Genomic DNA, 10,470 nt, shown 5'->3' with positions numbered 1-10,470 from the left:
AGAGACGGTTGTGGCGTCCGGCCGATACCTGGCTGACCGTCAACGATGCCAGCGTCCCGGCGCCGGTACGGAACATCGCCGCGGCCACGTCCTCGCTGGTGACCGCCTGCATCGCGCCACCGGCCGCTGCTGTGGTGAAGCTTTGCCCGGTGTCGGTGCTGCGTTCGGCGATCACCGTGTCGAACGCCGCGCTGACCTCGGTGAAGCGCTCGCCGCTGACCCATTCCACCAGGTCGCACCAGTGCGAGCCGATGTCGGCGAACACGCGCGACGCGCCGCCCAGCGCCGGGTCCACGCGCCAGTTGTTGCTGGCCGGGTCCAGCAGCCAGTCCTGCAGGTAGCTGCCGTGAATCAGGTGCAGCGGCCCCAGTTCGCCATGGGCGATGCGTGCGCGCGCCTCGCGGACCACCGGGTGGTAGCGGTAGACGAAGGGCACCGTGGCGACCAGCGCGTTGGCGGCCGCCAATGCTGCCAGCGCCCGGGCGTCCTCCAGCGTGGTGGCCAGCGGCTTCTCGCAGACCACGTGCTTGCCGGCTTCCAGTGCGGCCTGTGCCATGGGACGGTGCAGGTGGTTGGGCGTGCATACGTGCACGACCTGCACCTGTGGATCGGCGACCACCTCCTCGATGTCCCGATAGGCACGCGGGACACCCCACGCCTGCGCCACGTCGCGTGCGCGCTGCGGAGAAGAGGCGGCCACGCCACGGATGTCGGCACCCGCCAGCAGCGCCGCGCGACGGTGCACGGCACCGATCATTCCCGTGCCTACGATGGCGATTCCAGGCTTTGGCATCAGGTAGGGTCCTCAGGGCGTGGAAGGTGCGGCCGCAACCACTGGCCGGTCGCGGAACAGCAGCAGGAAGGCGATCAGCACGAGCAGCGCGACCCCTGCCGGGAACAGCCAGATCTGCTGCCAGTCCGGACCGGCTGCAGTGGTGAAGTGCTCCACCACCGCGCCGGACAGGAACGTGCCGATCAGCATGCCCACGCCGTACGTTGCCAGGGTGATGAAGCCCTGCGCGCTGCTGCGCGCGGCGGGCCCGGCATGCGCATCGGTGTAGATCTGGCCGGTGACGAAGAAGAAGTCGTAGCAGATGCCGTGCAGCACGATGCCGATCACAAGCAGCGAGAAGCCGCCGCCCGCATCGCCAAAGGCGAACATGACGTAACGCACGACCCATGCGGCCATGCCCACCGCCAGCATCGTCTTCACCCCCAGGCGCACGAACAGGAACGGCATGGCCAGCATCAGCAGGACTTCGGAGACCTGTCCCAGCGACTGCAGGCCCGCCGCGCCGCGCACGCCCAGGTCGTTGAGATACGGGTTGGTGAAGTTGTAGTAGAACGCCAGCGGGATGCAGATCGCGATGGACGCAAGGAAGAACACCAGGTACGAGCGTGACTTCAGCAGGCGCAGCGAATCCAGCCCCAGGATCTGCCCCAGGCCGGCATCGCGCTGCTGCGCCAGCGGCGGGGTGTGCGGCAGGGTGAACGCATACAGGCCCAGCGCCAGCGACGCCATCGCCGCCATCCGGAAGGTCAGCTCGAGCCGGTGCGCCTGTTCCCAGCCCAGCCAGCCGATCAGCACGCCTGCAACGATCCAGCCGACGCTGCCGGCCACCCGCACCAGCGGGAACTGTTTCTCGGGCGACTGCATGTGCCGCATCGCCACGCTGTTGGCCAGTGCCAGCGTCGGCATGAACAGCAGCATGTAGCCCATGACGCAGGCGGAGAACATGCTGAAGCTGGTTGCGGTGGACGCCAGCCACATCAGCACTGCGCCAGCCAGGTGCAGGACCGCAAGGATGCGCTGCGCCGCGAAGTAGCGGTCAGCGATCAGGCCAACCAGGAAGGGCGCGACGATGGCACCGATGGACTGGCTGAGGAAGGCCGTCGCCACTTGGCTTGCGCTGGCCTGCAGCGGGCCCTGCACCAGATAGGTTCCCAGGGTGACGAACCATGCCCCCCAGATGAAGAACTGCAGAAACATCATCGCGCCCAAGCGCGACATGGTGTGCGTCATGGCTTGCCCTCCCAGGCAGTGATGTCTCAGATCCCGAGCATGCGGCGCAGTGATCCGGGATCGGTGCCGCTGTCGGCAAAGTCGTCGAAGGCGCGTTCGGTCACGCGGATGATGTGGTCGCGGATGAAGGCGGCTCCTTCCCGTGCACCGTCTTCCGGGTGCTTCAGGCAGCACTCCCATTCCAGTACTGCCCAGCCGGGGAAGTCGTACTGGGCGAATTTCGAGAAGATCGCCTTGAAGTCGATCTGCCCATCGCCGAGTGATCGGAACCGCCCCGGACGATCGATCCAGTCCTGGTAGCCGCCATACACGCCACTGCTGGCACTGGGGTGATATTCCGCGTCCTTGACGTGGAAGATGCCGATGCGATCGTGGTAACGGTCGATGAAGCCGAGGTAGTCCATCTGCTGCAGCAGCAGATGGCTGGGGTCGTACAGGATCTTCGCGCGGGGATGGTGGTCCACCACGTCGAGGAAGCGCTCGAAGGTCGCGCCGTCATGCAGGTCCTCGCCCGGGTGGATCTCGAAGCACAGGTCCACGCCGCACGCGTCGAACGCATCCAGGATGGGGCGCCAGCGGCGGCCAAGTTCGGCGAAGGCTTCTTCCACAAGACCAGGCGGGCGTTGCGGCCAGGGGTAGAAGTAGGGCCAGGCCAGCGCGCCGGAGAACGTGGCATGCGCGGTCAGGCCCAGGCGCTGGCTGGCCTTCGCGGCCAGCAGCAGCTGCTGCACCGCCCAGGCCTGGCGGGCGGCCGGATCGCCACGCTTGTCCGGCGGCGCGAATCCGTCGAACAGGCTGTCATAGGCCGGATGGACTGCAACCAGCTGCCCCTGCAGGTGGGTGGACAGCTCGGTGATCTGCACGCCATGTCCGGCCAGCATGCCGGCAATGTCGTCGCAGTACGCCTGGCTGCGCGCCGCCTCGGCCAGATCGAACAGGTGGGGCGCGCTGGTCGGCACTTGTACGCCAGAATAGCCCAGCCCCGCGGCCCATCCGGCCAGCGTGTCCAGCCGATCAAAGGGAGGTGTGTCGCCGATGAACTGCGCCAGGAACAGCGCTGGACCCTTGAGCGTCTTCACGTTGATTCGCCCTCGATGCAATCGATTGCATTATCCTAGCAGGGGCATTCGAAAGACCCGTTGTGCACTGCACAGCGGAAGGAAGAGGTAACGCCATGGCCACCATCTACGACATCGCAAGGCACGTCGGCGTCTCCGCAGGCACGGTGTCGCGAGCGCTTTCCCGGCCGGACAAAGTGCTGCCGGCTACACGCGCGCGCATCGAGCAGGCCGCTGCTGCGCTGGGCTACGTGCCCAACACGGTGGCCAGGACACTCAAGACCCAGCGCAGCGGCAAGATCCTGGTCACCGTGCCGGACATCGCCAACCCGTTCTTCGCGCAGATCCTGCAGGGCGCGGAGGACGCGGCGCAGGCCGTCGGCTACGCCGTCTTGTTGGGCGATACCCAGAACCTGCCCGAGCGCGAGGAGCGTTACGCGCAGATGCTCCGGCGCAACGAGGCCGATGGCCTGATCGTGCTGGGGCATCGCCTGCCGCCGACAGCGCGCGATATCGTCGAGCAACGGGGTGTCGCCGCGCCGGTGGTCAACGGCTGCGAGTTCGACCCCGCGCTGGGCATTCCCAGCGTCCACATCGACAACGCCGCCGCCGCGCGCGCTGTGATGGAACACCTGTACGGACTGGGGCACGAGCGGATCGCTGTGGTCGGCGGACCGCCCGACAATCCCCTGCACACGCAACGGCTGGAAGGCGTGCGCGCCGCCGGCAGGGCGCGTGGCCGCCTGCGCCACCTCAGCGTCGTGCCGGGTGACTTTTCCGTGGAGTCCGGCCATGCGGCCGCGATGGCGCTGCTGCCGCCCGCAACCGCACCCACCGCAATCTTCTGCTTCAGCGACCAGATGGCGCTGGGTGCGCTGGCAGCCTGCCGGGATCTGGGCATCCGCGTACCGGATGACGTCTCCATCGTCGGCTTCGACGACCTGGCGTCATCGCGTTATCTGACGCCTCCGTTGACGACCATCAGGCAGCCGATGCGGGAGATCGGCGAGCGCGCAGTCAACCTGCTGCTCGCCATCATCGAACAGGTCGATGTGCCGCGTCAGCAGACGCTGGAGTTCAGCCTGATGGTGCGGGGCTCGACGGCCCCGCCCAAGGGTCGCTGAGACAAGGGCAGGGCGGCGGGATGCCGCGCTTTGCCCGGCTCAGGGCTTGCTGCGCCTGGCGTCCACGCTGAAGCGGCCAGGCCCGCTGCAGGCCAGCAGCAGGAAGCCGCCGGCGATGGCCAGATTTTTCAGGAACATGATCTGCTGCACCGGGTCGGCGAGCTGGTGGTGGAAGATGAAGGCCGTGACCAGGCTGAAGGCGGCCAGCACCGCGGCCACTGCCCGGGTCTGGAAACCGAGCAGGATGCACAGGGCCGTGCCGATCTCGAACAGGATGGTGGGCCACAACAGGATGCCGGGAAGACCCATCGCCGCCATGTAGCCCTGTGTTGCCGCCGGGTCGGACAGCTTGCCCAGGCCCGATACCAGGAACAGCAGCATCAGCAACACGCGGGCGGCCAGCTTCGCAAGAGAGTGAAGTGATGTGTTCACGGCAACGTCCTCAGGGTGGCGGGGCGGGTGGATGGTCGAGAAGATGTAGAGGGCGGTATGCGCCTGCCCATCACCACCCGGGCGTAGCGGCAGAATCTCCTGTGCGGCCATCGAAGCCCATCGCGGGTGAAGTCGGTGTTGACACCGATGGCGCCGAGAGCCTGCGGACATGCGCACGGCGCGGCCCTGCCTCAGCGTCGCTCATACCACCCGCGCGATGCATTGACGATGCGCACCACCGACAACATCACCGGTACTTCGATCAACACGCCGACCACGGTCGCCAGCGCCGCGCCGGAATGCACGCCGAACAGGCCCACGGCGGTGGCCACGGCCAGTTCGAAGAAGTTGCTGGCGCCGATCAGCGCCGAGGGACCGGCCACGCAGTGGGCAACACCCAGGCGCCGGTTGAGCAGGTAGGCCAGCCCTGAGTTGAAGTAGACCTGGATCAGGATCGGCACCGCCAGGATGGCGATGACCAGCGGCTGCCGAACGATCTGCTCGCCCTGGAAGCCGAACAGCAGCACAAGCGTCAGCAGCAGGGCCAGCAGCGAGACCGGGCCCAGCGTCCGCAGCGCAGACTGCAGGCCCGCCTCTCCATTGCGGGCCAGCATCCAGCGCCGCAGCAGTGCGGCCACCAGCACCGGCGCGATGATGTACAGCGACACCGACAGCAGCAGCGTGTCCCACGGCATGCTGATCGCCGACAGGCCCAGCAGCAGCGCTACCACCGGTGCATACGCCACCACCATGATCGCGTCGTTCAACGCCACCTGGCTGAGGGTGAAGTTGGCATCGCCGCGGCACAGGTTGCTCCACACGAAGACCATCGCGGTGCAGGGCGCTGCTGCCAGCAGGATCAGCCCGGCGATGTAGCTGTCGATCTGCGCGGCGGGCAGCGCGTCGGCGAACACGTGGCGCAGGAAGAACCAACCCAGCAACGCCATCGAGAAAGGCTTGACTGCCCAGTTGATGAACAGCGTCACCCCGATGCCTTTCCAGTGCTGGCCGAGCTGGCGCATCGCACTGAAATCGACCCGCAGCAGCATCGGGATGATCATCAGCCAGATCAGCACCGCGATGGGCAGGTTGACCTTGGCCACCTCCGCCGACGCCAGCGCAGCGAATGGCTGCGGCAGCGCGTGGCCAAGCAGGGTGCCGGCCACGATGCACAGCGCCACCCACAGGGTCAGGTAACGCTCGAACAATCCCATCGGTGCCGGTGCGCTCACGCCTGGCCGTCCCCGGGCTGCACGAAACCAATGCGATCCAGCGCGTCTTTCAAGGGCCCGCGGTCGGACCATGTAGCTGCCGGCAATGCCAGAAGGGCCAGCAACCGTGCCTTGACGATGGCGTGGGCCTGCGCGAACGCAGCCGCCTTGTCCTCCGCGCTGCCATCGACGGCGGCCGGATCAGGCAGGCCCCAGTGCGCGCGGACGAAATCGCCGAACACCACCGGGCATGCCTCGGCGGCCGCGGCATCGCAGACCGTGATCACCAGGTCCATCGGCGCGCCGTCGGCGAACTCGTCCCACGATTTGCTGCGCAGGCCTGCCGTTGCAATGCCCTCGGCCTGCAACTGCGCAAGTGCGAACGGATTGACCTTGCCGGTGGGCTGGCTGCCGGCGCTGAAGACCTCGAAGCGATGACCGGCCCACGCCCGCAGCGTGGCTTCGGCAAGGACGCTGCGGGCGGAATTGCCCGTGCACAGGAACAGGACGCGTTGGGTGGTCACGAAGCGGATCTCCGGTCAGCAGGCGCAATCAGGGGACGTCGGGCTGCAGGCCGGATCGGGCGAGCCTGCGCAGCAGTTGTGGGTCAGGTAATCGATCAGGCCGGTCATGGCGCTGAAATTGGCGCGGTAGCAGACGTTGCGGCCCTGGCTCTCGCTCTCGACCAGCCCGGCCTGCAGCAGCTCCTTCAGGTGGAAGCTGAGCGTGGCCGGCGGCACCTGCAGGGCGCTGCCGATGTCGCCGGCCATGCGGCCGGCCGGGCCGGCTTCCACCAGCAACCGGAAGGCGGCCAGGCGGGTGGCATGGCCGAGGGCAGTGAGGGCGGCGATTGCATTCTTCGTTTCCATATTTCTAGAATAGTCGAATGAACGAATCCGTCGCAAGCGCCACCCTTCCGAATCTGGTCGAAGCCTCGCTTCCCCAGCCCGACCCGTCCCTGCTGGGCGCCGGCCGCGCACACCCGCCGCGGATCCTGCTGCTGTATGGCTCGCTGCGCCCGCAGTCGTTCAGCCGCAAGCTGGCGCTGGAGGCCGAGCGCCTGCTGCGCCACCTCGGCTGCGAGACCCGGGTGTTCGATCCGCATGCGTTGCCCATGCTCGACAGCGTCGGCGCCGATCACCCTGAAGTGCAGCGCCTGCGCGCGTGGTCGCAATGGTCCGAAGGCCAGGTCTGGATCAGCCCGGAGCGCCACGGCACGGTCACCGGCGTGTTCAAGAACCAGATCGACTGGCTGCCGCTGGAAGATGGCAGCGTGCGCCCGACGCAGGGCAGGACGCTGGCGGTGATGCAGGTCAGTGGCGGTTCGCAGTCGTTCAACACGGTCAACACGCTGCGCGTGCTGGGGCGGTGGATGCGCATGCTGACCATCCCCAACCAGTCTTCGGTGGCCAAGGCATGGCAGGAGTTCGACGAGAGCGGGCGGATGAAACCCTCGGCGTACTACGACCGGGTGGTGGATGTGATGGAGGAACTGGTCAAGTTCACCCTGCTCACGCGGGATCGTTCGGACTACCTGGTGGCTCGCTACAGCGAGCGCAAGGGTGATCAGCAGGCGGCCGCACTGGCATGTTCGGCAGGGGCGGTGGTCGCACGTTGACGGCACGCGGAGCCGCAGGGACGCGCATGCGCGGGCGCATCACCTCAATCCACTACCATGGGCCACCCCACCAGGATGTGCCCCGATGTCCATCGTCATCCCGACCCTGCCCAGGCCTCCCGCCGCACGCATCGCCGCCTGGCTGATGATGCTGCTGGGCATGTGGCTGGCACTGAAGCTTGGCCTGGTGGTGACCCTGCTGTCGGGCCTGCTGGTGTTCCAGCTGACCCATGTGCTGGCCTCCACCGTGGAAGGCAAGCTGCGTCCCGGTCGAGCGCGGGCGATCGCGGTGATCGTGCTGTCGGCGGCGATCATCAGCGTGCTGGTGCTGGCCGGTATCGGCGTGGCCTCGTTCTTCCGCAACGAGACCGGTGGCCCGGACGTGCTGCTGGCGCGGTTGATGGACATCCTCAACACCTCGCGCCACCAGGTGCCGGCCCTGCTGCAGCCCTACATTCCCGAGGATCTGACGGCGCTGCGCGCCGCCGTGAACGAATGGGCCGCCGAGCACCAGCGCCAGCTGGGCGTGGCCGGCACATCGGTGGTGCAGGTGGGCGTGCGGGTGCTGATCGGCATGGTGCTGGGCGCGATGATCGCGCTGTACGACGAACTGCCGCTGCCGAAGATGGGCCCGCTGGCGCAGGAACTGATCGGCCGCACCAGCCGCCTGGCCACCGCGTTCCGCCAGGTGGTGTTCGCGCAGGTGAAGATCTCGCTGCTCAACACCGTGTTCACCGCCATCTTCCTGCTGGGCGTGCTGCCGCTGTTCGGCGTGCACCTGCCGTTGTCGAAGACGCTGGTGCTGATCACCTTCCTGGCGGGCCTGCTGCCGGTGGTGGGCAACATCATCTCCAACACCATCATCGCCATCGTCGCGTTGTCGGTGTCGTTCTATGTGGCCGTGGCTGCGCTGCTGTACCTGGTGGTGATCCACAAGCTGGAGTACTTCCTCAACGCGCGCATCGTCGGCGGCGAGATCCAGGCACGCGCCTGGGAATTGCTGCTGGCCATGCTGGTGATGGAAGCGGCCTTCGGCCTGCCCGGGTTGGTGGCTGCGCCGGTGTTCTACGCCTATGTGAAGCGCGAGCTGGTGGACCAGCGCTGGATCTGACCCGCCTTCACCCGGGCAGAGCGCTACACTGATCCACACGCCAGGGGATACATCGATGGGCCGCAGGGCATCGCCCAACGGACTGCAGACCTGGCTCTGGATCCTCGGTGGCCTGTTCGTGCTGTGCACGCTGCCGCTGATGGCCATCGCGCTGGTGCAGGGCACGCAGCGCTACACCGAAGCCGAGGCCAACCTGGTCAGCCTGCAGCAACTGCGGCAGACCTTCGAACTGGCCAATCTGGTGTCGGCCGAGCGTGGACCGGCCAACAGCCTGCTCGGCGCCGACAGCACCGATGTGCAGGAGCAGCGCCGACTGGCCGCGCAGCTGGCGGTCGCCAGGCAGCGGGTGGACGCAGCGACGCAGCGCCTGCAGAGCGTTTTCCAGACCGACCCGCGGGTGGTGGACGAAACACCGCGCCTGCATGAAGCGCGGCGGCGGCTGCAGACCGCGCGCGCTGCAGTGGACCGGGTCGCCGCGTTGCCCAGAGGCGAGCGCTCGGCGGAGGATGTAGAGCACGCGATCAACAGCATGTTCGCGGTGTACGACCGGCTGCAGGCGCTGACCTCGGTGCAGATCAGCGATCTGGTCGCCGCCGATCGCGAAGCCGCGATTCCGGCCATGCAGGGGCAGATCCTGATCGACCTGCGCGAACATGGTGGCCGCTTGGCATCGAACGTGATGGCGCCGCTGGCCGTGCCTGGTGCGTGGCGGGAGCCACAGGTGCGCGCCGCGCAGCAGACCGAAGGCCGCCTGCTGGAGCTGTGGCGGTTGGCCGCCAGCCACGAGTCGGTATTCCGCAGTGAGCCGACGCTGTCCTGGCATTGGGACATGGCGCGACGGCAGTTCTTCGGCCAGTCGCTGCCGATGGTGGAACAGCTGATCGAAGATGGCCGGCGCGGCGTATCGCCACCTTGGTCGGCAGCCGAGTTCACCGCACGCTACGTGCCCACCCTGCAATCGCTGGAAGCGCTGCGCGATGGCTACCTCGGCGTTTCCATTGCACGCTTCGAGCACACCCGCAACAAGGAAGCGGTACGCCTGGCTGTACTGGCCGCCACTGCATTGGGGACGTTGCTGCTGCTTGCGCTGGCACTGCGCATCGCCCATGTGCAGATCCTGCGGCCGTTGCTGCAGGCGCAGGCGCAGGTGATCCAGATCGCCTCGGATGCGCCGGGCGCCGAGCAGCATGCCACCCACCCGATGGCGGAAATGCAGCGCCTGTTCGATGCCATCGAGGTGCTGCGGGCGAAGTCGCACCAGCGTTCGGCATTGACCCGTGAACTGCGCGAGCTGGCCGATACCGATCAGCTGACCGGCCTGTTGAACCGGCGCTCGCTGGAGGAACTGGTGCGACAGCGACATGCCGATGGATGCACGCAGGCGGTGGTGATTCTGCTGGACGTCGATCATTTCAAGTCGATCAACGATGGGCAGGGCCATGCGGCCGGTGACGATGTGCTGGCGCAGGTAGCGCAGTTGCTGCGCAGCCACCTGCGCCGCAACGACAGCATTGCCCGCTACGGCGGCGAGGAATTCCTGGTGCTGCTGGCCGACGGCGATCTGGCCAGTGGTCGGCAGCTGGCCGAGTCGCTGCGGGCGGCATTGCGCGGGAAAGACATCGTGCTGAGCAGCAGCGACATCCTGCGGGTCACCGCCAGTTTCGGTGTTGCCCAGGGCACGCTTGATCCGATTGGGTGGCACGCGCTGGTACGTGCTGCCGACACGGCCATGTACGCGGCAAAATCGCTTGGCCGCGACCGGGTACAGGTGGCTTCGGGGGGGCGTGCGCCGCGCTGAGGGCGGTCTTGTTCATCGCCAGCGCACGCGCGTCTGCCTAGACTGACCGCTCGTCTGCCGGAGGAGTACGCCATGACCCTGCGTTCCGTTGTGAC

The 10,470-nt window shown here is 67.3% G+C and carries 11 protein-coding genes; 4 read left to right on the top strand and 7 right to left on the bottom strand.

The window, feature by feature from the left end; all coding sequences use genetic code 11:
* From AB4Y84_RS04880 to AB4Y84_RS04870, 3 genes are all read right to left on the bottom strand, one after another.
* A partial coding sequence (locus AB4Y84_RS04880; protein WP_442249832.1) for a Gfo/Idh/MocA family protein occupies positions 1 to 793 on the bottom strand: 793 nt, incomplete at its 3' end.
* 12 nt (positions 794 to 805) lie between these two features.
* Positions 806 to 2,023: a nucleoside permease gene (locus AB4Y84_RS04875; protein WP_025873936.1), complete on the bottom strand. Its 1,218-nt coding sequence runs from the start codon at positions 2,021 to 2,023 to the stop codon at positions 806 to 808.
* 26 nt (positions 2,024 to 2,049) lie between these two features.
* The gene (locus AB4Y84_RS04870; RefSeq protein WP_442243855.1) at positions 2,050 to 3,102 is read right to left on the bottom strand and encodes a sugar phosphate isomerase/epimerase family protein; all 1,053 of its coding nucleotides are present in this window, start codon (positions 3,100 to 3,102) and stop codon (positions 2,050 to 2,052) included.
* 95 nt (positions 3,103 to 3,197) lie between these two features.
* Between AB4Y84_RS04870 and AB4Y84_RS04865 the strand changes: the two genes are divergently transcribed.
* The gene (locus AB4Y84_RS04865) at positions 3,198 to 4,205 is read left to right on the top strand and encodes a LacI family DNA-binding transcriptional regulator (RefSeq protein WP_442243854.1); all 1,008 of its coding nucleotides are present in this window, start codon (positions 3,198 to 3,200) and stop codon (positions 4,203 to 4,205) included.
* 39 nt (positions 4,206 to 4,244) lie between these two features.
* On the opposite strand, the gene AB4Y84_RS04860 is transcribed toward AB4Y84_RS04865, so the two are convergent.
* The 4 genes from AB4Y84_RS04860 to AB4Y84_RS04845 form a co-directional block, all read right to left on the bottom strand.
* Positions 4,245 to 4,637, bottom strand: coding sequence for a DoxX family protein (locus tag AB4Y84_RS04860; protein ID WP_442243853.1), 393 nt, complete (start codon positions 4,635 to 4,637; stop codon positions 4,245 to 4,247).
* Positions 4,638 to 4,828: 191 nt separating this feature from the next.
* On the bottom strand, positions 4,829 to 5,851 hold the full coding sequence (gene arsB / locus AB4Y84_RS04855; RefSeq protein ID WP_442243932.1) for an ACR3 family arsenite efflux transporter: 1,023 nt from the start codon (positions 5,849 to 5,851) through the stop codon (positions 4,829 to 4,831).
* 14 nt (positions 5,852 to 5,865) lie between these two features.
* On the bottom strand, positions 5,866 to 6,372 hold the full coding sequence (locus AB4Y84_RS04850) for an arsenate reductase ArsC (RefSeq protein WP_442243852.1): 507 nt from the start codon (positions 6,370 to 6,372) through the stop codon (positions 5,866 to 5,868).
* Positions 6,373 to 6,387: 15 nt separating this feature from the next.
* Entirely contained in the window at positions 6,388 to 6,717 is a 330-nt protein-coding gene (locus tag AB4Y84_RS04845; RefSeq protein ID WP_108265344.1) for an ArsR/SmtB family transcription factor, read from the bottom strand.
* A 17-nt stretch (positions 6,718 to 6,734) separates the two neighbouring features.
* On the opposite strand from AB4Y84_RS04845, the gene arsH reads away from it, so the two are divergent.
* The 3 genes from arsH (at position 6,735) to AB4Y84_RS04830 (ending at position 10,375) form a co-directional block, all read left to right on the top strand.
* On the top strand, positions 6,735 to 7,466 hold the full coding sequence (arsH, locus tag AB4Y84_RS04840; protein ID WP_442243851.1) for an arsenical resistance protein ArsH: 732 nt from the start codon (positions 6,735 to 6,737) through the stop codon (positions 7,464 to 7,466).
* 85 nt (positions 7,467 to 7,551) lie between these two features.
* On the top strand, positions 7,552 to 8,577 hold the full coding sequence (locus tag AB4Y84_RS04835) for an AI-2E family transporter (protein WP_442243850.1): 1,026 nt from the start codon (positions 7,552 to 7,554) through the stop codon (positions 8,575 to 8,577).
* 55 nt (positions 8,578 to 8,632) lie between these two features.
* Complete coding sequence (locus AB4Y84_RS04830) at positions 8,633 to 10,375, top strand: diguanylate cyclase (RefSeq protein WP_442243849.1); 1,743 nt, start codon at positions 8,633 to 8,635, stop codon at positions 10,373 to 10,375.
* Positions 10,376 to 10,470 lie beyond the last annotated feature (95 nt).

It is taken from the genome of Stenotrophomonas sp. 2YAF22, from assembly GCF_052114665.1.
In the GTDB taxonomy this organism is placed as follows: Bacteria; Pseudomonadota; Gammaproteobacteria; order Xanthomonadales; family Xanthomonadaceae; genus Stenotrophomonas; species Stenotrophomonas indicatrix.
The sequence above is the reverse complement of the archived record's forward strand: the minus strand, read 5'-3'. Positions and strand labels throughout refer to the sequence as shown.

What these genes read in the sequence shown, in the direction of transcription:
- AB4Y84_RS04875 (WP_025873936.1), bottom strand. Translation starts at nt 2,023, where the DNA reads ATGACGCACACCATGTCGCGCTTGGGCGCGATGATGTTTCTGCAGTTC.
- arsH (WP_442243851.1), top strand. Translation starts at nt 6,735, where the DNA reads ATGAACGAATCCGTCGCAAGCGCCACCCTTCCGAATCTGGTCGAAGCC.
- arsB (WP_442243932.1), bottom strand. Translation starts at nt 5,851, where the DNA reads ATGGGATTGTTCGAGCGTTACCTGACCCTGTGGGTGGCGCTGTGCATC.
- AB4Y84_RS04865 (WP_442243854.1), top strand. Translation starts at nt 3,198, where the DNA reads ATGGCCACCATCTACGACATCGCAAGGCACGTCGGCGTCTCCGCAGGC.
- AB4Y84_RS04845 (WP_108265344.1), bottom strand. Translation starts at nt 6,717, where the DNA reads ATGGAAACGAAGAATGCAATCGCCGCCCTCACTGCCCTCGGCCATGCC.
- AB4Y84_RS04830 (WP_442243849.1), top strand. Translation starts at nt 8,633, where the DNA reads ATGGGCCGCAGGGCATCGCCCAACGGACTGCAGACCTGGCTCTGGATC.
- AB4Y84_RS04835 (WP_442243850.1), top strand. Translation starts at nt 7,552, where the DNA reads ATGTCCATCGTCATCCCGACCCTGCCCAGGCCTCCCGCCGCACGCATC.